This window comes from Treponema lecithinolyticum ATCC 700332, assembly GCA_000468055.1.
Taxonomy (GTDB): domain Bacteria; phylum Spirochaetota; class Spirochaetia; order Treponematales; family Treponemataceae; genus Treponema_C; species Treponema_C lecithinolyticum.
On sequence record KI260564.1, the window covers coordinates 134,389 to 155,761 of the forward strand.

17 protein-coding genes are annotated in these 21,373 nt (G+C 42.5%); 12 read left to right on the forward strand and 5 right to left on the reverse strand.

Annotated features, from left to right (window positions below; translation table 11 throughout):
• From HMPREF9193_RS05225 to HMPREF9193_RS05245, 5 genes are read left to right on the forward strand one after another with little or no spacing between them, the layout of a single operon-like run.
• Positions 1 to 672, forward strand: coding sequence for a metallophosphoesterase (locus HMPREF9193_RS05225; protein WP_021687036.1), 672 nt, complete (start codon positions 1 to 3; stop codon positions 670 to 672).
• The gene (locus HMPREF9193_RS05230; protein WP_021687037.1) at positions 669 to 1,589 is read left to right on the forward strand and encodes a hypothetical protein; all 921 of its coding nucleotides are present in this window, start codon (positions 669 to 671) and stop codon (positions 1,587 to 1,589) included. The genes HMPREF9193_RS05225 and HMPREF9193_RS05230 overlap by 4 nt, the downstream gene beginning before the upstream one ends.
• Before the next feature lie 39 nt (positions 1,590 to 1,628).
• On the forward strand, positions 1,629 to 3,281 hold the full coding sequence (locus tag HMPREF9193_RS05235) for a GAF domain-containing SpoIIE family protein phosphatase (RefSeq protein WP_021687038.1): 1,653 nt from the start codon (positions 1,629 to 1,631) through the stop codon (positions 3,279 to 3,281).
• Positions 3,282 to 3,298: 17 nt separating this feature from the next.
• On the forward strand, positions 3,299 to 3,640 hold the full coding sequence (locus HMPREF9193_RS05240) for an anti-sigma factor antagonist (RefSeq protein ID WP_021687039.1): 342 nt from the start codon (positions 3,299 to 3,301) through the stop codon (positions 3,638 to 3,640).
• A gap of 11 nt (positions 3,641 to 3,651) precedes the next feature.
• Positions 3,652 to 4,209 carry an ATP-binding protein gene (locus tag HMPREF9193_RS05245; RefSeq protein ID WP_040847621.1) on the forward strand — a complete coding sequence of 186 codons (558 nt, stop codon included), beginning with the start codon at positions 3,652 to 3,654 and terminating at the stop codon, positions 4,207 to 4,209.
• 2 nt (positions 4,210 to 4,211) lie between these two features.
• Here HMPREF9193_RS05245 and HMPREF9193_RS05250 read toward each other — a convergent pair whose 3' ends face one another.
• The 3 genes from HMPREF9193_RS05250 to HMPREF9193_RS05260 are packed head-to-tail and all read right to left on the reverse strand — an operon-like array spanning position 4,212 to position 9,285.
• Positions 4,212 to 6,011, reverse strand: coding sequence for a DUF8523 domain-containing protein (locus HMPREF9193_RS05250; RefSeq protein ID WP_021687041.1), 1,800 nt, complete (start codon positions 6,009 to 6,011; stop codon positions 4,212 to 4,214).
• On the reverse strand, positions 6,008 to 6,313 hold the full coding sequence (locus HMPREF9193_RS05255; RefSeq protein WP_021687042.1) for a hypothetical protein: 306 nt from the start codon (positions 6,311 to 6,313) through the stop codon (positions 6,008 to 6,010). The genes HMPREF9193_RS05250 and HMPREF9193_RS05255 overlap by 4 nt, the downstream gene beginning before the upstream one ends.
• Positions 6,313 to 9,285 carry a chromosome segregation SMC family protein gene (locus tag HMPREF9193_RS05260; protein WP_051306007.1) on the reverse strand — a complete coding sequence of 991 codons (2,973 nt, stop codon included), beginning with the start codon at positions 9,283 to 9,285 and terminating at the stop codon, positions 6,313 to 6,315. The genes HMPREF9193_RS05255 and HMPREF9193_RS05260 overlap by 1 nt, the downstream gene beginning before the upstream one ends.
• 157 nt (positions 9,286 to 9,442) lie before the next feature.
• Here HMPREF9193_RS05260 and HMPREF9193_RS05265 point away from each other — a divergent pair, with 157 nt between their 5' ends.
• The 7 genes from HMPREF9193_RS05265 (at position 9,443) to HMPREF9193_RS05295 (ending at position 18,463) form a co-directional block, all read left to right on the forward strand.
• Positions 9,443 to 10,555, forward strand: coding sequence for an ABC transporter ATP-binding protein (locus HMPREF9193_RS05265; RefSeq protein WP_021687044.1), 1,113 nt, complete (start codon positions 9,443 to 9,445; stop codon positions 10,553 to 10,555).
• 233 nt (positions 10,556 to 10,788) lie between these two features.
• On the forward strand, positions 10,789 to 11,595 hold the full coding sequence (locus HMPREF9193_RS05270) for an ABC transporter permease (protein WP_245565495.1): 807 nt from the start codon (positions 10,789 to 10,791) through the stop codon (positions 11,593 to 11,595).
• A 28-nt stretch (positions 11,596 to 11,623) separates the two neighbouring features.
• The gene (locus HMPREF9193_RS05275) at positions 11,624 to 12,535 is read left to right on the forward strand and encodes a carbohydrate ABC transporter permease (protein WP_021687046.1); all 912 of its coding nucleotides are present in this window, start codon (positions 11,624 to 11,626) and stop codon (positions 12,533 to 12,535) included.
• 65 nt (positions 12,536 to 12,600) lie between these two features.
• Positions 12,601 to 14,127 (forward strand): extracellular solute-binding protein, encoded by a 1,527-nt coding sequence (locus tag HMPREF9193_RS05280; protein ID WP_021687047.1) that lies wholly within the window; start codon positions 12,601 to 12,603, stop codon positions 14,125 to 14,127.
• A gap of 81 nt (positions 14,128 to 14,208) precedes the next feature.
• Positions 14,209 to 15,228: a glycoside hydrolase family 18 protein gene (locus HMPREF9193_RS05285; protein WP_021687048.1), complete on the forward strand. Its 1,020-nt coding sequence runs from the start codon at positions 14,209 to 14,211 to the stop codon at positions 15,226 to 15,228.
• Between the two features lie 6 nt (positions 15,229 to 15,234).
• Complete coding sequence (locus HMPREF9193_RS05290) at positions 15,235 to 16,509, forward strand: alpha-L-fucosidase (protein WP_021687049.1); 1,275 nt, start codon at positions 15,235 to 15,237, stop codon at positions 16,507 to 16,509.
• A 19-nt stretch (positions 16,510 to 16,528) separates the two neighbouring features.
• Complete coding sequence (locus tag HMPREF9193_RS05295; RefSeq protein WP_021687050.1) at positions 16,529 to 18,463, forward strand: beta-N-acetylhexosaminidase; 1,935 nt, start codon at positions 16,529 to 16,531, stop codon at positions 18,461 to 18,463.
• 3 nt (positions 18,464 to 18,466) lie between these two features.
• Here HMPREF9193_RS05295 and HMPREF9193_RS05300 read toward each other — a convergent pair whose 3' ends face one another.
• Together HMPREF9193_RS05300 and HMPREF9193_RS05305 are read right to left on the reverse strand one after the other, a co-directional pair.
• Positions 18,467 to 20,254: a sensor histidine kinase gene (locus HMPREF9193_RS05300; RefSeq protein WP_021687051.1), complete on the reverse strand. Its 1,788-nt coding sequence runs from the start codon at positions 20,252 to 20,254 to the stop codon at positions 18,467 to 18,469.
• A complete protein-coding gene (locus HMPREF9193_RS05305; protein WP_040847624.1) occupies positions 20,251 to 21,324 on the reverse strand; it encodes a response regulator transcription factor in 1,074 nt (357 codons plus the stop codon). The genes HMPREF9193_RS05300 and HMPREF9193_RS05305 overlap by 4 nt, the downstream gene beginning before the upstream one ends.
• Positions 21,325 to 21,373 lie beyond the last annotated feature (49 nt).

Here is a 21,373-nt window from a genome sequence, read left to right on the forward strand (position 1 = left end):
ATGAAAATCCTGTGCGTTTCCGATCAAATCGATCCGCTTGTATATTCATCCGGCGCAAAACAATACTTTAGCGACATCGATTTGGTGCTATGCGCAGGAGACCTTGCGATGGAATACGTAGACTACATCGTATCCACGCTGAACAAACCCACCTATTTTATATTCGGCAACCATAATTTGGAAGAATTCCAATTTTATCATAAAGAATCGGACACAAGCACATCTTCCATGCTTGTTACCGACGAACTGGACCATGCGCACGGCGCCGTATACGCAGGATTTAAAGTGCTGCGCGAAGGGAAATTGCTTATAGCAGGAGCTTCCGGTTCGTTTAAATACAACAACGGGCGCAATCAATACAGCGACCGCGAAATGTTTTTTTTGCTTTTAAAAATGGTTCCCCGCCTTTTGTACAATAAAATCCGCTACGGACGTTACGTCGATATATTTTTAACCCATGCAACTCCTTTAGGCATTCACGACAAACAGGATTTGTGTCATAAAGGCTTTGCTTGTTACCGTTGGTTTTTAAAAAAATTCAAACCTGCATACATGGTGCACGGTCACATTCATTTGTACGATTTACAAGAAGAACGCGTAACGCAGTGGAAATCGACCACAATTGTCAACGCATACAGCCATTACATAATTGAAACCGGAGAAAAAGTATGACCCTTACGGAAAGCTCGCTGCAAACCGAAAATGATTTTAACAAAGCCCGCAATAAAGCTTTGTTTAACGACTTGCAGCACTTTTTAAATCCAAAAGAAACGGAACTGTTGTCGTTTACCGATATAAAAAACTGGCTTAAACCCAAAAACGAAGTATACTTGGGTATGCAAGTTGTGCCGGTTAACCTTATTGCCGGCAGCGAAGGACGGTACAAAGATTTTGACAACCATTTTTTTCCGCGCAATATGCACCTAAAAAACCGCTGGCGGCGCATAGACGATGCTCATTTGCGTGACGTCATTTTACCGCCGATTCAACTATACGAAATAGGCGGTTTATACTTTGTGCGCGACGGGAATCACCGCGTATCGGTTGCACGCGCGCAAGGCGTAGAATGCATAGATGCCGAAGTAACCAGTTTGCAAAGCGAAATAAAACTACACGTGGGGATGACGCGGCGGCAAATATTTAAGCGTGTGCTGAACTACGAAAAACGCGTGTTTTATGCCGAAACGGCTTTCGGCGATATAACCGATTGTTGGGATTTGGATTTTTCCGCCGTCGGCGAATACGATGTTATATACAATCACATACAAATACATAAATACTATATAAATCAAGATAAAACCGAAGAAATCAGTATGAGCGAAGCGATTTTATCATGGTATAATACCGTGTATTTGCCGGTAGTAAACGTATTAAAAAAACAGCACATTATGCGTAAATTCCGCAAACGCACCATATCGGATATGTACGTATATTTGATAAAATATTGGGATGAACTTAAACACAAATTCGGCGATGAAATCAGTTTAGATGCTGCTGCGGAAGAATTTACCAATATATACGGAAACGGCTTTTTTAAGCGTCTTTTAAAGCGTATCGGATTTAAACTTGACGTTAAAAACTGCCGATGATAATATAAGCAAATAAACAAGGCGATAGGAGTTTTTTTTATGGGTGTCAGCGACAGTTTAACGCATATTTCCCTGTGGGCGACCCTTGTTGTCAATGCAGCGTTGTTTGTACTGCTTATTGTATTAAGCATAAAACATATTCAAACAAGTGTTTTTCAATTTTTATCGGCAGCAGCGGTTACAGCAGGGTGTTTTTTTGCACTGCAGCACAACGCCGCTTTTACATTAAACGCTACGTTGTTTGCGCAGGGAATTCTGCTCGTTTGTCACTGTGCGCTTTTGTTATATAAAGCTTTAAAAGAAATATGGACGCCCTCGGCATTTGCACAGCATCGTAAGATGAAAAATTCCAATACAAAAGCCGTTAACAATGCGGAATTAAACGCAGACACCGCCCTTTCCCTTATCGGACGGGATATAATGGAATTGTCTTCGGATGCCATTTACGTACATTCGAATATAGCTTATCTTTTAGAACGGCTAAACGATATTGTTATGCAAAAAACGGAAGCTGACGGCAGCGCCGTATTGCTTGTACACGACTTTGAAGACAAAGTAACCGTAAAAACCGTTGCCGGCGAATTTCCTCCGCCGTATGAACTTCCAGAAAATATACCGCACAAACAAGCGGTTGTTGCGGTGCATTTTAAAAACGTAGAATTTCCGTTTGAAAACAATATTTTCGGCGATATTATAAAATCAGGAAAAGGCGAATTGATTTCTTCGCCGCAAAACGACAGCCGTATATTCCAAAACGGTCCGGAAGATTTTTTACAAGCAAGCTCGTACATTTTTGTTCCCATGAAAGTACGCGACACTATAGTCGGCATTATCGCGCTTGCCCGCAAAAAAAACTCAAGGGCGTTTACTATGGAACACTTGGAAACCGCAAAAATTCTTTCCGACTTTGCAAGCATTGCCGTAAAAAATATGTACATTTTCCAAGAAATAAACGAACGCACCGAATTAACGCACGAAACAGCAATTACGGGTAAAGTGCAAAAAGAATTGTATTTAAATAAAATACCCGTTTTACCTTCGCTTTCCGTAGGCAATATGTTTAAAGCGTCCGCAGGGGTATGCAGCGATTATTTTGATATTATCCCCTTGCGCAAAAACCGTATATCGTTTATTCTTGCCGATGTGACGGGAAAATCGGTAACATCGCTTACCATCATGATTATGATTCGGGCGATTTTACACGTTATCGTAAATACATCGCAAACGGCGGCAACTATTTTAAGTTGGGCGAACAAAGGCATTGCTTCCGAAAGTGCAATAGACCACTACGCAAGCGCCGTTCTCGTAAATTACGATTCCGTAGAAAAAACAATACAGTTTTCCGCCGCAGGAACGATACCCGTGCTGTATTTTACGGCAAAAACCAAAACGTGGAAAAAGGTATCCATCGAATCTGAACCCTTAGGAGTTGAAAAAGAAACCGAATATACCGACCACAACATAAAACTTGAAAAAGATGATTTGGTTGTGTTTTATACGGACGGTCTTATAGAAGCCGTAGACGACAGCGGTAATCAATATTCGCTTGAACGGCTTAAAGAGCTTATCGGCTCAAATGCTTCACTTGACAGTAAGCGAATTACGGAAACCGTACAAAACGACATCAATCGTTTTATCGGTAAAACACCTCTATACGATGATCAAAGTCTGGTTATTTTAAAGGTGCAATAAATTAAGGAGCCTGCAATATGGAACTAAAAATACGAAAAAGCGCTGATAATTATATTATCGATGTAAACGGCGAAATGGACTTGTATAACTCATATAAATTAAAAGAACTCGTAGTAAAAATGATTGAAAAAAAAGTGCGCAATTTTATTATAAACCTTGAACAAGTTGATTATATCGATTCGTCCGGTATAGGCGCATTGATTTTTATTTGTTCAACCATTAAAAAAATGAATTTAAAACTTTCAATATCGAACATTCACGGCTCGGTAAAAAAAGTTATAGAATTAACCAAATTAATGGGATACTTTCCTATTTCAAATACCGTAGAAGAAGCTCTCGCAGCTTTTAATAATGTATAAAGGAGATGGGTATGGCTACAACACCGATTAAAATAAAGGAATTGCGCTGCGACGACAACGACGTGCTTTTCGACCGCACAAACATGCTTTACAAAGAATTTCCGTCCGATTTTAGGCAAATACGTTATTTTACGCTTTTAATTGTGCAGTCCGCACCAATGGAAATTAAAGAAATCAACTTGCTTGAACAGCAAATAAGCGAAGTGATTAAAAATGCTGTAAAACACGGAAATAAATGCAATATCAAAAAGAAAGTAAAAGTATGGTATTCGTTTAGCCCTACCCACGCACATTTAGTAGTTGAAGATGAAGGCAGCGGCTTTAAAGACCTTGAAAAATGGAATGAATTTAACCGTAAACGTTTGCAATACTTACATACTTCGAATTTTGAAAAACTTGCGGATTTTGTTTCGTTTAGAACTAAAAACAGCGACGACCAAGACGGCGGTAATGCGCTGTTTGCCGCTTTGGAATACTGGGACGGCGGCTTTGTATACAACAAAAAACGCAACGCCGTTGCTATGCTTAAAAAATTCCCTAAAAAACGGCACGGCGTAAACGTCGACTAAGTTTAGCGTATATCCAAATAAAAACGCTTTATGTAAATTACCCGCTTGCGCGCGCTTTCCCACAAATCGCTTTCGGGAAACGCCGCGCTTAGCTTTTCGTACACTGCAAGCGCTTTTCGTATGTTTTTAAATTCGGAATTCGATTCGTAAATTTTTCCCTGCAAAAATAAAGCGCGGTCTATGTTTTTTTCGGCTATTTTAAAATATTCGTCCAAAGCTTGCAATGCATCCGCATAGCGTTTTTCGTTGTAAGCGGTTTGCGCTTTTTCGAACAAAGCATCGGCATTCAAAACCGCTTCAATTGCAGTTTCAGTTTCTCCGGCATTTTTGTTTTGACTGCCCTTACCGGTACCGGCACTTGCTGCGCTGCCGTTTATACCGCTTGTAGTGCCGTTGCCGCCTGCTATTGCCTCAGCACCGCTTGTAGTGTTTGCAGCGCTTGGCGTACCGTTTTGCCCGCTTGAGCCCGCTTGAGCGCTTTGTCCGTTTGCATTTTCATTATTTTCCGACGGTTGTACGGACGTGGCGTCGGGTAGCGGATGAGCTTCTAAACGGATATGGTCGCGCGCAGTGCCCCTTTCGTTAAGCACGTTTACTTCAACATAATCGTCCAAATACGAGGCAGCAAGCGGATCTTGTTTGTAAAAATGTAACAGCGTTGTTCCTGCGCGTTTTGCTTGCAGCGAAAACAGCGTATTTTCGTTATCCCGTACACGCTTCGAAAAGCTAATAACGGGAGGCTTTACGGCTTTAACTTCGCCTAAGTATATCCATCCTTTTCCCGGATATACGATATCGATAAATTGATTTATTTTTGCGCTAACCGAACGTGAAGGAATAATAACCGGTTCGTTTTGCTCACTTACCGGTTCGCTTTCGTCCGCTTTACCGTCCGCCGATTCGGATTGTGTGCTTTTTTGTGCATCCTGTTGAGCAAGTTGAGAAGATGCATTTGCTGCAGCTTTTGCGGCGGCGGTACTGCCTGCGCCGCTTTTTGTCCCTGTTCCGCCTGCACTGCCTGCACCGTTTGCTGTCCTTGAAGATGCCGAGCGGTTTGTTTGAGGCGCACCCGCTTGCGCGCTGCGGCGCTCTGCCGGCGCACCCGCAGCCGGAGACGACCGTGACGAACTTTGAGCCGGAGAAGTTGCCGCGTTTTGTCTAGCGGATTTCGGAGCGGTCGCCGCGGCACTGTTTTGCCGGTTGTTTGGCACCGATTGATTAGCTTGCTGCCGAGCATCAGGCTTGGTTGGTACATTGTGACTGCCGGACGCCGCACCCGTTTGCGCAGTGCGCGCTGACGGAGCGCTACCCGTCCCGGTACTTTGTCTATTGCGCGCAGCCGGTGTATTTGCCTGCTGTACTGCAGAAGGCTGCACGGCAGTATTGTCTGTTTGTTGCGCTGGAGAAGCGGAAGTGCTTTCGGCAGGCTGTGCATGCGGCACCAATTCAACCGACGGTTCGGCATCTGCAGTTTTAACATCTGCAGTACCGCCGCTATTTTGTTGTTCTGCAATATTTTGCTCGGTTATAGGTTCATTCATAGAAGCAGTGTTTGCTTCAGCCGTGTGTAAAGGCTCTGCAAGAGTATCGGACGCTGCACCCGTCATTGTGTTCGGCGCGGTACTTTCATGTGCCGCTGCGGTATTCATCGGCGTTTGTTCGGCTTCCTGCACGCTCGGTTCGCTCGGCATCGATTCAACCGGTGATTTTTGTTGTGCGTTTTGCGCACTTTTACAAGATACACCGCAAACAACCAAAACTACAGCTGCGGTGTACAAAAACACGGATATTGTTTTTTTCATGGGGCATTCTCCAATATTTTATGCACCATCATATCATTTGAATCTTTTAATTGGTCAAGCAAGCTGCCTTCAGGCGCTGTAAACCACATCTCGCATTCTTCTTTTGTCCAAGATGAACTCAAAGGGTTTGCATATACGTACGTGTCGGCATAACCGCCTTCTTGCGGTAAAAGCGGTTCTCCGTCGAGCGAATACTGTGCAGGCTGTGCCGCGGTTTTTCGGGTACATCCGGTACACCCGGCAAGCGCCGAAAAAGCAAAAATCAAAACTGCAGCACATACAAAAACCGAATGTTTTTTCATTAGTCCGTTTGTTCCCGATTTTGCGGTTCCGCCGCTGCTACAGTTTGTTCTTGAGGCTCATTCGCTTGTTCGCCTTGCTGAAGTTTTTTGCGCTTCGGCGGGCGCGGCGGAATGTACACGTCTTTTTCCGGTTCCACATCTTCTTCTTCAAAAGGCTCCGGATCGGGTAAACGGATATTTCCCTCGCCGTCGCTTTCCAATTTTATCGTAATAAGCTTACTGACGCCCGACTCTTCCATCGTAACGCCCAGCAGCGTACTTGCACCGGCAACCGTTTTTTTGTTGTGGGTAATAACAATGTATTGACTTACACCGGCAAATTCACGCAGCGTCTGCACAAAGCGGATAACGTTTGCTTCGTCGAGCGCCGCATCGATTTCGTCCAAAAGACAAAAAGGAGAAGGACGCACCATATAAGTTGCAAACAAAAGCGAAACCGCCGTCATTGTTTTTTCACCGCCGGACAGCAATGCTATGTTTTCCAATTTTTTTCCCGGCGGCTGGGCAAAAATATCGATACCCGACGATAACACGTTTTGCGGATCGACTAAGCGGAGTTCCGCCCTGCCCCCGCCGAAAAGACGGCGGAACATATTGTGAAAATTCTTTTTTATTTTATTATAGGTCGCTAAAAACAATTCGGTCGACTCTGCGCGAATTTCTTCGGTAATACGTTTTAAGTCCTCTTTTGCTTTTTGCAAGTCGGCGATTTGCGCGCTTAAAAAATCAAAACGTTCTTTTGTTTCAGCAAATTCTTCAGGCGCCATAAGGTTTACGCTGCCCAAATCTCGCAAAGCTTGACGCAGCGAACTCAGTTTTTCGCGGATTTCGGCTGCCGGTGCAGTTATCGTAAGCATACGCTGTTCAAATTCCATTAAATCGCGCGAGTGAGTATCACGGAAGTTATCTTGAATACTGCGGATTTCCGTTTCGGCAGTTGCCAAATCAAGATTCGCTTTTTCAAGTTGCTGTTGAAACTTACCTATGTCGGCAGTCAGCGATTTGAGTGTTTCTTTTTTTCCGGCAACATCGCTGTTGCGCATATCGATGTTTTTTTCAAGCTGTTCGAGCTTTTGAGTAAGCTGCACACCTTCTTTTTGAATATCCGCAATTTCTTCATCCAAAGAAAGAATTTGAGCTTCTATGTCTTCGGCACGCTTTGTTTCGGCAAATAAATCGTTTTCCAAATCGTGCAAAAGCGCTTCTTGACCTGCAAGCTCACGGCGCAAAAGACGCAGTTGGTCTTCGGTAGATTGTATTTGCGTTTTCATTTGTGCTTGATTTATACGCAAATTTTCAAGCGTTACGCGGTATTCTTCCATTTTTAAAGCAAGGTCGGAATTTTGCGATTTAAGCGAAGCAATTTTTTCACGCCGTTCGTCGGTTTCCGCCGTATTTTTTTGAATAAGTGCGTCTATCGAACGTTTTTTTGTAATAATACCTTCGGGCGACAAAAATTCTTCAATAAAGTTCGGCGTAAGCGAAGCGTACTCTTTTACAGCTTTTTCCAATTCAGTCAGTAATTTTGCAGCTTCGGCAAATGCACCTACAGCACTTTGCGCAAAGCGGATGGTATCCGTTTTTGCAGCCGAGCCTGCCGCTGCGGCAAAATCGGAAAATAATTTATGTTTTCCGTCAGCAAGGACTTTTAAGCGTGCAAGCAATTTATCCACATTGTTTTTTGCATTTTGCGCCGAATGCACCGAATAGCCCGCTTCTTTTAATTTTATATCAAGCTGGGTAACGATATTTTCAGTTATCGCTTCCAGTTGTTTTTGCAGCTCATCGCGTTTTTGTGCCAAAACTCCGATTTCTTTTTCCAACTCGGCAGCTTGCCTATCGTTTTCCGTAATGCGGCTGCCGGCTACGCTTATACTTTCTTCAAAGGAAGCGATGTTTTGGGCAATTTCTTGCAAACGTTTATTTAAATTATGTAAGGAACTTTCCTGCTCGTCGGTATCTTCGCTAAGCATATCGATTTTTTCTTCGAGCGTTTTCTTTTTAAGCTCCAACTGGTGCACTTTTTCTTTTGCTTCGCTTTTGCTTTGTTCGAGCAAATGAGATTGTTCTTTTTTAGAGCGCTCTTCTATGGCAAGACCGTATATTTTTTGCTGTATTTCAACCAAACTGCTTTCCATAGCGTTGACTTCATCCATGTGCTCGGACAGTTCGGTATTTACCGCATCCATTTTAGCTTGCACGCGCTCGCGGTTTTCTCTGGCTTTTTTTATATCGGCTTCGCGGTTATGCCGGTCTTGAATAAAGCCTTTTAAACGCAAAAGCTGAATGTCGAGTTCTGCATTGAATATATCGTCTTTTAACGTACGGTATGTTATTGTTTTATCGGCTTGGATTTTTAACGAATCGTAGGAGCGTTTAACTTCGTTTAAGACACTTTCTACTTGACGCATATTGTCTTCGGTGCGCTCAAGTTTCCGTTCCGCTTCGGCGCGCTTTACTTTAAAACGGGTAATCCCTGCCGCCTCTTCAAATAAATAGCGTCTGTCCTCTGGTTTACTGGACAAAATTTGGTCTATTTTACCCTGCTCCATTACCGAATATGCAGCTTTTCCCACACCGGTATCCCAAAACAATTCACGCAAATCGCGCAATTTACACTGCTCGTTATTTATCCAATATTCGCCCTCGCCGGAACGGTATAAACGGCGTTTTATGGTAATTTCGCTGGTATCGATAGGCAAGAGTCCTGCATCGTTGGAAAGCGTAAGAGTAACTTCTGCAAGGTGCACGGGTTTGCGGGTTTCGGTTCCGTTAAAAATAACGTCTTCCATTTTTTCGGCGCGCATTGTCTTTGCCGCCTGTTCTCCCAATGCCCATTTTACCGCATCGACGACATTACTTTTACCGCAGCCGTTCGGCCCCAAAAGAGCGGTAATTCCGTCGGCAAATTCAATACGTGTACGATCGGCAAAGGATTTAAAACCGAATATTTCAAGACTTTTTAGAAACACACAAACCTCTGTAATTTTTACATTGTACCCCGAATTAAACATTGTAGTCAACGACCGCACGGGCACCCCCTAAAAGAGGATCAAAAAGTATTAAAGTCCATTGAAAGCAACCGATAAAATCTGTATACTTATGAGAAACGGGTAATCGGAGGTTGATATGCCGAAAATTGAACTGCACAATGTTTCCAAACGATGGGGCAATTTTGTTGCCGTAAATCATTTAGATATGGTTATTGAAGATAGGGAATTCATTACCCTGCTTGGACCTTCCGGTTGCGGAAAAACGACAACGCTGCGTATGATTGCCGGTCTTGAAACACCGACCGAAGGTACCATCACAATCGGCGATACGGTTGTTTTTGATTCGGAAAAAGGAATAAATGTTTCTCCGGACAAACGTGATATAGGCTTTTTATTTCAAAACTATGCGCTATGGCCGCACATGACTGTGTATAAAAATATTGCTTTCGGTCTTGAAAACCTCAAGTGGCAAAAAAAACAAATTGAACAGCGGGTGCATGAAGTTTTGCAAACGCTCAAAATCGAAGAATTTAAAGATCGCTACCCTGCCGAATTATCCGGAGGTCAGCAGCAGCGCGTTGCCATTGCACGCACCCTTGCACCAAAGCCGAAAGTATTGTTTATGGACGAACCCTTATCGAACCTTGATGCAAAACTGAGAAGCGAAATGCGCACCGAATTAAAGCGGCTGCATTCAACTACCAACTCAACTTTTGTATACGTTACACACGATCAATTGGAAGCTATGACGCTTGCAACACGTATTTGTTTAATCGAAAAAGGCGATTTACAGCAATACGACCCGCCGCTTGTTGTATACAATAAACCGGCAAATCAATTTGTAGCGGATTTTATCGGAAACCCCACGATGAATTTTATACCGGCAAAATTAACCCGCAAAACGGAATGCACCTTTGCTATGGAATTTTTCGGAATTACTGCCGAATTCAGCTCAAAAGATGCCGTACACATCGCAAACGAAAACGTTATACTCGGCATCCGTCCCGAATTCTTGCCGATTACGGATAGCGGTGCTATCGAAGGTCTTGCCTATTCAACGCTTCCGTCCGGCATGGAAACGATTGTTAAAATCAATTTAAAAGGTAATATTTTATCTGCCGTTGTATTCGGTTCTATTGACTACGAAATCGATAAGCCCATACGTTTCGACATTGTCGGAGACAATATCATCATATTCGATGCTGAAACCAAAAAGAACCTCGCACTCGGCTCGGTAAAAATAGTGTAGAAAATATATTAGCAAATAAGTCCGCTCTTAATTACAATCCGTTGTAAATTTTGCTTGCAAACGTTATAAATGTATGATATGATAACATATCATAACGTTAATTAACGTTATATTTTAGTTAAATATAGTTTACTAAGGAACTTCGGATGCGTAATAAAGTCCAAAAAACATGGCAATTGTATATTTTGCTGCTGCCGGCTCTTGCGAGTTTGCTGCTGTTCTCTTACGCTCCTATGTATGGCGTTATATTAGCTTTTAAGGAATATAACCCGCTTTTCGGTATCATCGGCAGCCCGTGGGTCGGCATGCGGCATTTTAACCGTTTTTTTCGCTCTCCTTTTTTTAGCCAAATCATCAGCAATACTTTATACCTAAGCTTATACGGTTTGTTTGTCGGTTTTCCGCTGCCGGTTTTATTGGCGCTGGGGTTAAACCAAGTACAAAACTTAAGATTTAAAAAAACGGTGCAAACGGTTACCTATGCGCCTTACTTTATTTCTACAGTAGTACTGGTCGGCATTATCAATATCGTATTTGCGGAAACAGGTTTTGTAAATCAATTCCTTAAACTGCTGGGTAAAGACTCCGTTTTATTTATGGGCGCCGTAAAATATTGGCGGCATATCTACGTATGGTCAGGCATTTGGCAAAACATGGGATGGAGTGCAATTATTTATATAGCAGCTCTTTCGAGTGTTGATCCGGTGCTCTACGAAGCCGCACTTATCGACGGTGCAACAAAACTGCAGCGCATTATCTGTATAGATTTGCCTTCGATAGCTCCGACCATTGTTATTACGTTTATTTTAAGTGCCGGTTCTATTATGGGTATCGGATTTGAAAAAGCTTTTTTAATGCAAAATCCGCTTAATGCAGGTGTTTCGGAAATTATACCGACCTATGTGTACAAAGTCGGTCTTCTTTCGGGAGAATACGGATTTTCAACTGCAGTCGGACTTTTTAATTCTGTAATTAACTGTGTGTTATTATTAACGGTAAATAAAATTGCGCGGAAATTCGGACAAAGTTCAATTTGGTAGGTCTTATGGATAAAAAACGGAGCGGAGTATGAAATATATTTTCGGACGTGATTTTGCGTGTCAAACAGCCGCCGATAAAACTTTTGACGTTATTAACCACATCGCTTTAACGATGCTGCTCGCCGTAGTACTTTACCCGCTGTATTTTATTGTTATAGCTTCATTCAGCGATCCAAACGAAGTTGCTGCAGGACATATTTCATTTTATATTAAAGGCTTTAATTTAAAAGGTTACCGTGAAATTTTTAAGTATTCTAAAATATGGACAGGCTATGCAAACAGTATTGTTTATATGAGCATTGGTACCATGGTAAACCTTTGCGCAACCATCCCCGCCGCTTTTGCACTTTCGCGTAAAGAATTAACTGGAGCAAAATTGTTAATGCTCCTTTTTACATTTACGATGTTTTTTAGCGGCGGTCTTATTCCGTCCTTTTTATTAATTCAATCGCTGGGTATGTATAATACGCTTTGGGCTCTTGTATTGCCCGGAGCGGTAAGCGTATATAATTTAATTGTTGCACGGACATTTTTTCAAGTCAGCATACCTAATGAGCTTTATGAAGCGGCAGTCGTAGAAGGGAGCGACTATTTTACATACTTTTTTAAAATCGTATTACCTATTTCCAAACCCATTATAGCAGTTATGCTGCTCATTCATGCAGTAGGGCACTGGAACGCTTATTTTAGCGCACTGGTATATATTTCCGACAGCGCAAAAATGCCGCTGCAAGTAGTATTGCGCGAAGTTCTTATTCAATCGCGCAATGTTTCAACTATCAGCAGCATGAATATGGCGCGCGCCGAAGAACAGCGGCAGCTTGCTGAAATGATAAAATACGGTGTTATTATCGTTTCGTCTTTGCCGGTTTTGATTATGTATCCGTTTGTACAAAAACACTTTATTAAAGGTATGTTAATCGGCGCGGTAAAGGGCTAACGGTAAAAATAGCAGTAAAAAAGTTAACGGCAAACAAATAACGAATTTATTTTAGGAGGTATAATATGAAATACGGTAAAGTATTTTTGTGTGTGCTCGTACTGGGATTGGTTTTTGCGTATAGCGGCTGTAACGCTAAAAAAGCAAAACACACGGATATGTCGGGCACAACCGCTTTAACGGCGGTCGGCTACGGAGATCCGTGGGGCGGAGAATGGGATGACTACCCTATTCTAAAAGAAATCGAAAAACAAAACGATGTATCCGTCAAATGGACAACCGTCAGCGGAGACGGAGCTGACGAAAAACTCGGTTTAATTTTATCTTCCAAAAATTTACCGGATATGATTTTTTCGGGATTAAGTACCATTAAAATCAGTAAGTATGCTGCAAACGGAATTATCAAACCATTGGAAGACTTAATCGACGGCGGACACGCTCCGCATTTAAAAAAAATCTTTGAAGAAAATCCGGAAATCCGCAAAGCAGTTACCATGCCCGACGGTCATATTTATGCACTGCCGGCTATTAACCCGCGCGCAGAACCGATGATGACTACTACACTGAACATCAATAAAGCATGGTGTGATAAACTGAACATTAACCCGGAATCCATTAAAACCGTTGAAGATTTTACAGCTTTAATGCGCAGATTTGTAACCGAAGATCCGAACGGCAACGGCACCAAAGATGAAAAAGGCTTTACATTCGAACCTGTTCCTCCGTACCACGTTTGGAACGGCGATGCGGATTTTTCCGGCGCATGGGGCGTTACAACCGATTGGGATCCCGTTATGGTAAAGGATAACGGAATTGTGTGTTCCGCCGTACAAGAAGGTTATAAAAAATATATAAAATGGTTTGCAGCAATGTACCGCGAAGGTTTAATCGATAAAGAAGTATTTACGCATGACCATAACCAATATCTTGCAAAAATAGACGGAGGCAATGTCGGCGCATATTTAACAAACGGTCCGATTACTTCGGCAAAAGTTGCATATGTAACTATCGCTCCGCTCGAAGGTCCCGGCGGCAAATTGTGGGGAGCAGAAGATTTTTCCATTGATAAAGGACGCGGTCTTATTACCAGCGCTTGTAAAACTCCGGAACTTGCAATGCGCTTTATGGATTCTTTTTATGAACCGGTTACATCGTTAAAACTGGCAAACGGCGTGTATTTAAAAGAGTTAGAGAACGGAAAGTTTGAAGTACTGCCGAATGAAAGCGGCAAAGCTTCCATGGCCCCCGGTCCGTATGTTGCAAAAAATCTGTCGCAAAGCGTACGTGATCAATATTTAATTGAAACGGAAGAAGACCGAAAAGAAATGGCACGTTACAAAATGTACCGCCCCTATTTAATGCAACCGCTTCCCTTAATGAATTTTACTCCGGAAGAAGTAAGCGAGCTTTCCACTTTATCTACGGATATTTCCAAAATTATCTACGAACAAAAAGCAAAATGGTGTGTCGGTGAAGGCAATATCGACACCGAATGGGATACGTATATAAAGGCTTTGCAAAGTGTCGGACTTGAAAAGTATTTGAAAATATATAATGCTGCTTATCAGCGCTATCAAGCTTCTGTACATTAAACACTGCCTAAAGGTTTTGCTAAAAAAGCATGCGTCTTTTGCAGCAAAACCTTTAGATTTTATTTTTTATTGGAAAAAAACATGAAAAAAAAATTGATCGGATATGTAAGCGGAAAAGATTTTCCGTTATTGATTGAAAAAGATATAAAAGCTTTAGACGTTATCAATATTGCATTCGGTATTATTGAAAACGGACGAGTGGTATATAAACCCACAGCGGACTTTGAAAAAGAACTGCAACGGGTACGCAACGTACATCCGCAGTGCAAATTGGTACTGTCGGTCGGCGGGTGGACAGCCGGCGGCTTTTCCGAAGCTGCTGCAAACGAAAGTGGACGCACATTGTTTGCACAAACGGCTGCTGCCTTATTGGAGCGCTACGATCTGGACGGTCTCGATATAGACTGGGAATATCCGTGCATTGATGCGGCAGGCATAAGCGCAAGCGACGACGATAAAATAAATTTTACAAAACTGCTGCAAAGTTGCCGCAGCACGCTCGATACAATGAGCGGTTCCCGCAAAATGCTGACGATTGCCGCCGGCGCCGGTGATTATTTTATCGAACATACGCAAATGGCAAAAGTTCAGCGCTTGCTGGACTATGTACAGCTGATGACCTATGATTTAAGAGGCGGTTTCCGGCATGAAACGGGTCATCACACCAACCTTTTTACCGACACGCAAGATCCGTCGCCGGTAAGCATGGAATATGCCGTTCGCGCTTTTAAAGCTGCCGGGGTGCCGCCTGAAAAGCTGGTTGTCGGCGCGGCATATTATTCTCGAATGTGGAAGGGTGTACCAAATGTAAATAACGGCTTACATCAGCAAGCACAAACAATCGGCGATTACGGTCCGGGCTACGGAACATTAGTAGAATCTTATATCAATAAAAATGGATATACCCGTTTTTATGACAAAACGGTGCAAGCACCGTGGCTGTTTAACGGCAATACGTTTTTAAGTTATGACGATGAAACTTCATGCCGCGCAAAAGTCGATTTTCTAAAAAAAGAAAATCTTGCCGGCATTATGTTTTGGGAATACGGATTGGATACGACTCACACACTGACGTCGGTTTTAAGAAAAGCTTTGGGATAGGTTAAAATGCAAGAGTGGTTTCATAATGCAAAACTCGGATTATTTATTCATTACGGAATTTACGCGGTAAAGGGTATAAGCGAATCGTGGTCGTTTTATAACGGAAGTATTCCGTATGACGAATACATGAAACAGCTTGACGACTTTAGTGCATCGCAGCTGGACATGGATTCTTGGGCACAGCTTGCAGAAGATATGGGAGCGCGCTATGCAGTATTGACAACCAAACACCACGACGGAGTTGCTTTATTTAACACCGCTTACTCCGATTTGAATACGGTAAAACGAACGCGCGCTGCACGAGACATTGTAAAAGAATATACCGATTCATTTAGAAAAAAAGGTATCCGTGTGGGTTTGTATTATTCACTTATCGATTGGTCGCATCCGGATTATCCGAGCGTGTACCAAGACAATAAAATACCCGAGCACCCCGAACAATCGAATCCCTTTAGCAATCCTTTAACCGGAAAAGAAGACGAAGAACGCTGGCAGCGCTTTTTACAATTTGACCGCAATCAACTTGCCGAATTATTACAAAACTATGGAAAAATCGACCTATTGTGGTTTGACGGCGATTGGGAACGGAGTGCCGCACAATGGGGATTGCCTGAATTTAAAAATTATTTGCTTTCTTTTCAAAAAGATCTGATTATAAATTCGCGTTTAAGAGGGTACGGTGACTACGACACCCCCGAACAAGGTTTACCTGTTATTCCGCCCAAAAGAATTTGGGAATTCTGCATGACGATTAACGATTCGTGGGGCTACCAAGGCGGCGACAATCATTATAAATCATTACATCAAATTCTCCGTATTTTTACCGACTGCATTTCCAAAGGCGGCAATTTGCTGTTGGACATTGGACCGCGCGAAGACGGCACCATAGACGAACGGCAAGTTACCGTCTTAAAAGAACTGGGAGCTTTTATACGGAAAAATGCCGAAGCAGTGTACGATACGCAAGCAGGTATTCCGCTTGAATATTTTGCGGGCTCCAGTACACTATCAAAGGATAAAAAAACACTTTACTTGTTTGTCGCAGGCGTTCCGGCAGAAGGGGTTTGCATTAAGGGACTATGTTCTAAAATAAAATCGGTTACATGCTTACACAATGGTAATCCCCTGCGCTGGGATATATACGGCGGAGCTCCGTGGCACGGAATTCCGGGTTTAACATGGATATTTCTAACAGCGGAAAATTGCAGTTCCGATATGACCGTTGTTAAAATATGTTTTGATGAAGCCGTGTGCCTCTATACACCGGAACACAATCAATAATTTTAAAAACTTAAACAATATGCATAGTACAATCAAACCCTTAAAGTTTAATACCGCACACCTTGATAACACTACGGCACAAGGTGTAGCCGAATTCGAAAAAGATTTTCCGATTAAAGTCGATGCTGCCGGTATTCCCGTAGTTTTTAAAAAAACGGCAAGTTCTGTTATTGCAGTATCATTTAAAAACGGTTTATGCGAAATTGAAGCCGATTGCTCCCCTCATTTTTATTTTGCCCTATCGGAACTCGTGTTAAAAAGTCAAATGCTCGATGAAAAGCAGCTGTATTCAAATTATAAAACGCAAAAATGCTTGGAATTCCGGTTACAGCATTTTTTTACAAAAAACGGTTTAATGCTCGACCTTTCCCGCAATGCCGCCGCACATGTCCCCATGCTTAAACGACTTATCCGGCAAACGGCATTTATGGGACATACATGGTTTATGCTGTATATGGAAGACATGTATGAAGTAGAAAATGAGCCGTATTTCGGTGCACTGCGCGGACGGTATTCCGTTACAGACTTACAAGAAATCGACCGCTATGCGCATCTTTTCGGCATACAAGCAGTCCCCTGTATTCAAACCCTTGCGCATATCAATCAATTTTTTATGTGGGATGCAGCTGCTCATGCATACAAAGATATCGATGACGTATTGAACGTCGGAAGCATTAAAGTAAAACAGCTTCTTGAACGGATGATAGCTTCACTTCGCAAAGCGTTTTCGACAGATACCATCCATATCGGTATGGATGAAGCATATAACTTGGGCAGAGGACGCTATTTGGATGAACAGGGCTTAAAAAGCAAACCGCATATTATGCTTGAACACCTCGATTTTATGAAAAAACTGTGTAAAAAATACGATTTTAAACCCATTATTTGGGACGATATGTTTTTTATGCACTATTCGAATATAGAAAATGACCCTGATTTTTCCATACCCGACGATGTCGGTTTAATGTACTGGGATTATTACAGTTGTTCATGTGAACACTATACCGAACGGATTAAACAGCGGCGCGCAATTGCCGCGCAAACAATGTTTGCAGGCGGTGCGTGGAGGTGGACAGGTTATATACCGCATCACAAAAAAACGCTTACTTCAAGCATTGCAGCGCTTACGGCTTGCCGGCAAGAAAACATAAAAGAAGTAATTGTTACCTCATGGGGCGACGACGGCAGCGAAGCTCCGCTTTACACGTGCATGTTCGGCGCGGTATTGTATGCATACCTTGACCGCCATGCAGAATATGTACAAAAAGAATTTTCGCAGTACTTGCGTTTGTATACCGGTATCGGATTTGACGAATGGATGCGTCAAGGCGAAAGTGATTTATTTGAAGGCTGCACTGAGCAAAATTACGACATAACGCCGTCAAAATACTTACTGTATCAAGATCCGCTCGGTTCAAAATTCCTGTACTATATCAAAACGCTTAGTACCGATATGAATGCCGTTTATTTAAAACTTGAAAAAGCTTTTACCGAAGACGCCGCGCATACGGCTTGCCCTTTGCAAAAACATATCGCCGAATTTTATGCACTGATGATGCGCACGCTGTATTACAAATGGCATCTTCCTTTGGATATATGGGAAGCATATAAACAGGGCGACAAACAAGCTTTAAAAGCCTTAATCGAAACTAAAATACAGCCGCTACACAAAGTGCTGACAGATACGGCAAAAGCGCGGCGGCGTATATGGCACGATGAATGTAATGCTTTCGGTTCGGAAGTACTCGACCACCGCTTCGGTGCAATGCTTATGCGCCTCGAGGTAACACAAGAAGTTATCGGCGATTACGTACAAGGTACAATCGATAAAATCGACGAGCTCGAAGAAGAGCGGCTCGATCCTTGTCCAGAACTGGATAAAACACTTGAACCGCAAGCAGTACATTACAACCGCGCATTACGTATAATGAGTGCATGCCGCGAAACGTGGTAAAACTTACGCTTTTTCGTACAATATCATTTCGGCGGTAAAACGCTGCTCTTCGTTGTAGTAAAAACGAAGGGCGCTGTCTTGTCCGAAAAAAAGCCGGATACGCTCATTGACATTACGTACGCCGAAACCGCCGTGAACGGGAAAATCGACATTTTCATACTGTATATAACGGTTTAAACTATCGGTGTCGCAGCCGGCACCGTCATCAATAATGCGCAATACCGTACAGCCGTTTTGTTCTTCCCCTTCCAAACGCACATACAGATCGGTTTTATGCAAATCTTTTCCATATTTAATTGAGTTTTCTACAAGCGGCTGAATAATAAATTTGGGGATATGCAAACGGGAACACAAAGCTTTTGACACGTGCACTTCAAAAACGATTTTTCCCGGAAAACGGCATTCGTAAATATAAATCAGTTTTTTTATGTTGAGAATTTCGGTTGCAAGAGGAACCGGACGTTCGGCTTCGCTAATACTGTAGCGCATTACTTGCGCAATCGCATCCACAAGGTCGGCAATTTCGCTTTTGCCTTCGCTGAGCGCCATCCAATTTACCGTGTCCATTGCGTTAAAGATAAAATGCGGATTTATTTGCGCTTGCAGCGCCCGCAACTCCATATCTTTGCGCAAAGCGGTTTGTGTTTCGGCATTTTTAATTAACGTATTTGAAGTCTCAAGCAATTGTTTAAAACTGGTGCATAGAATTTTTATTTCCGAATCGATATAGCCGGAAAAAAGAGCCGGATCAACGGTTCGCGTGTCAGTGATTGCTGCAATATCGTGCGACAGTTTAATAAGCGGCTGAGTAATATAGCGGGCAGACAGCAAAAGAAGCGCTAATAAAATAAGCGATCCGGCTGCAATAATCAGCAAAACCGGTATTGCGGCACTGTTGATAATCCGGTTAATATCCTGCATCGGTGTAAGATACGCCAGTTTTAAACCTTTCGGCAAACCTTGCACAGTGCACAAAAACTTATTATTATCCAGCTTAACCATTATGCCGTTATCGGGAACATTTATCCGCTTAATATGATCCGTAAACACACTGCCGGTTAAAATGTGATCATGCTTAAAATCGGAAAAAAGTATTTCATCGGCGCTGTTTAATACGGCAAAGCTGCTGTGTTCGGTTAAAGGATAAAAATACACCAAATCCTGCATTTGCCGGATGGGAACGGCGATAATCAGCGTACCTAACCCCTCTTTTCGATAGGCGCTGCGGGAATAGGTGTTTTGCACGGTATACGCAAAATACAGTTTATCGTGTTCGCTCAGCGTAAAAATATAATACGGTTCTTGCCGGCTTTGCAGTGTACGGTACCAGTCGGTATTTTTTATCAATTTGTCGGAATAAATGCGGTAGGTTCCTCCGGTAACAGCGCTTAAGTCTTCGTCTACAAAAAGGCTTCCGATCGGCATATCGGCATTAAAAAACAAAATAGTTTCGGTTTGATACTGCATATTGTTCATTTGAAAACCGATTGCATTCGATAGTTCTTCCGATAAAGCCGCTTTTAATTGCTGCACTTCGGCTGCATCATAGTGTTCCATATCCGCTACGGTTCCGATTTGTTTGCTTGCGGTAAGACGCAGCACGATTGCATCGTTGTTGCTTAAAAAACCGGCTAAAAGCTTTTTGTTCAGCACCGTTACGGAAATACTTGACGATTCGGCATAGCGTAAAAACCGCTGCTTCAGTACATACTGTAAAATAAGGAGTAAAATGCTGACGGTACAGAGAATAACAAGCGATACGGCAATAAAGATTTTTTTTCGGATACTCATGATTGCGCATGTCCTGCCCCCGTACTGCCGTTACGGTACTCTGTGGGGCTCATATTTTCGTACTTGCGGAATACGCGGGCAAAGTATTTTGCATCCTGATAACCAGACTGCTGGGCAACCGAAAGAACGGGCACGGCAGTGTCTTGCAGCAATTGTTTTGCGTAGTTTAAGCGCAGGGAGGTAATATATTCGCTTAAATGCAAGCCTGTTTTTTGCATAAAAAGCATACTTAAATACGAAACCGAAATATGCAGCGTGTCTGCAATATATGAAATATTAAAATTTGCCGAGCGGTATTCTTTTTCGACCAGTTTTTTTACATCACGGATAATGTCTTTCGGTACGTAATATTGCAAATGTCCCAGTTTATCTGCAGCTGCATGATATAAATCGGTTAAAAATTGGCGCTGGTTATCAGCTTTTTTTAACGCAAGAAACTGATTTTGTTTTTCTTTTTTTTCCGCAGTTAATAGAGCATCGTTGCCGCTCATGCATTCTTCCAAAAACGAATACAACGTATTGATAAAAAACAAACCGGCAGCGCCAGATGTTTCCTGTTCCATCAAATCGGTACACGAGTCGCCGAAAAAAAACTGCTCCACAGCCGTTCGGTCGTTTTGTTTTACGGCGGTAAGCAAAGCTTCAACTGCATTGTCTTTATTAAAAATAAATTTTAAGTTTTGATTTTGCCGCTCTTTAGTACGGTTAATCCGCTGCAGCGCTTGTTCTATCTTTCCTATTTTTTCCATAGTGATGGGCTTTAAGATATAATCGCTCACCCCGTAACGGATAGCTTGCTGCGCATACTCAAAGTCGCCGAAACTGCTTAACAAAATCATACGTACTGCAGGGTATTTTTCGCGCAGTATTTTTGCAAGCTGCAAACCGTCCATCACCGGCATTTTTATATCGGAAATAACCACATCGGGACAATCGGCACTTATTTTTTCGAGCGCTTGCGCCCCGTTGTGGACTGCGCAAATGATTTTCCCCTGTACCGCAGTAATTTTAAGCAGTTTTTGTAATCCGTTCAGTACATGTATGTCGTCATCAACCAACATTATTTTCATATACGCTCCGAATACCTTACTATTCGCTGCATTCATTATACAGGGGAAA

What these genes read in the sequence shown, in the direction of transcription:
- HMPREF9193_RS05225 (WP_021687036.1), top strand. Translation starts at nt 1, where the DNA reads ATGAAAATCCTGTGCGTTTCCGATCAAATCGATCCGCTTGTATATTCA.
- HMPREF9193_RS05230 (WP_021687037.1), top strand. Translation starts at nt 669, where the DNA reads ATGACCCTTACGGAAAGCTCGCTGCAAACCGAAAATGATTTTAACAAA.
- HMPREF9193_RS05235 (WP_021687038.1), top strand. Translation starts at nt 1,629, where the DNA reads ATGGGTGTCAGCGACAGTTTAACGCATATTTCCCTGTGGGCGACCCTT.
- HMPREF9193_RS05240 (WP_021687039.1), top strand. Translation starts at nt 3,299, where the DNA reads ATGGAACTAAAAATACGAAAAAGCGCTGATAATTATATTATCGATGTA.
- HMPREF9193_RS05245 (WP_040847621.1), top strand. Translation starts at nt 3,652, where the DNA reads ATGGCTACAACACCGATTAAAATAAAGGAATTGCGCTGCGACGACAAC.
- HMPREF9193_RS05250 (WP_021687041.1), bottom strand. Translation starts at nt 6,011, where the DNA reads ATGAAAAAAACAATATCCGTGTTTTTGTACACCGCAGCTGTAGTTTTG.
- HMPREF9193_RS05255 (WP_021687042.1), bottom strand. Translation starts at nt 6,313, where the DNA reads ATGAAAAAACATTCGGTTTTTGTATGTGCTGCAGTTTTGATTTTTGCT.
- HMPREF9193_RS05265 (WP_021687044.1), top strand. Translation starts at nt 9,443, where the DNA reads ATGCCGAAAATTGAACTGCACAATGTTTCCAAACGATGGGGCAATTTT.
- HMPREF9193_RS05270 (WP_245565495.1), top strand. Translation starts at nt 10,789, where the DNA reads ATGTATGGCGTTATATTAGCTTTTAAGGAATATAACCCGCTTTTCGGT.
- HMPREF9193_RS05275 (WP_021687046.1), top strand. Translation starts at nt 11,624, where the DNA reads ATGAAATATATTTTCGGACGTGATTTTGCGTGTCAAACAGCCGCCGAT.
- HMPREF9193_RS05280 (WP_021687047.1), top strand. Translation starts at nt 12,601, where the DNA reads ATGAAATACGGTAAAGTATTTTTGTGTGTGCTCGTACTGGGATTGGTT.
- HMPREF9193_RS05285 (WP_021687048.1), top strand. Translation starts at nt 14,209, where the DNA reads ATGAAAAAAAAATTGATCGGATATGTAAGCGGAAAAGATTTTCCGTTA.
- HMPREF9193_RS05290 (WP_021687049.1), top strand. Translation starts at nt 15,235, where the DNA reads ATGCAAGAGTGGTTTCATAATGCAAAACTCGGATTATTTATTCATTAC.
- HMPREF9193_RS05295 (WP_021687050.1), top strand. Translation starts at nt 16,529, where the DNA reads ATGCATAGTACAATCAAACCCTTAAAGTTTAATACCGCACACCTTGAT.
- HMPREF9193_RS05300 (WP_021687051.1), bottom strand. Translation starts at nt 20,254, where the DNA reads ATGAGTATCCGAAAAAAAATCTTTATTGCCGTATCGCTTGTTATTCTC.
- HMPREF9193_RS05305 (WP_040847624.1), bottom strand. Translation starts at nt 21,324, where the DNA reads ATGAAAATAATGTTGGTTGATGACGACATACATGTACTGAACGGATTA.